1 protein-coding gene is annotated in these 232 nt (G+C 60.3%); it reads left to right on the top strand.

What is annotated here, in order from left to right; all coding sequences use genetic code 11:
* The coding region (locus SB847_RS22370; RefSeq protein ID WP_410578963.1) for an autotransporter domain-containing protein at positions 1-232 on the top strand (232 nt) is incomplete at both ends.

The following is a 232-nucleotide window of genomic DNA, read 5'->3' as shown; positions in this document are numbered from 1 at the left end:
CAACGGTGGCAGCGCCGATGGCTCTTTCAATACGAACGGTGTGGGGGTTTCGCTCGAAGGCGGACGTCGGTTCGATTTCGACAATCGATGGTTTGTCCAGCCGTATGGGCAGTTGTCCGCCTTGCATATGCAGGGGTCCCGGTTCAGCTTGAACAACGGCATGGATGCCAAGGGGGACAGCATGGACTCCGTTCAGGCGGCCATTGGGACGCAGGTCGGCAGGGCCTTCCAC

Source organism: Bacillus sp. SIMBA_026, assembly GCF_046535335.1.
Taxonomy (GTDB): Bacteria; Bacillota; Bacilli; order Bacillales; family Bacillaceae; genus Bacillus; species Bacillus velezensis.
This window is presented reverse-complemented; position numbering and strand designations above follow the sequence as displayed.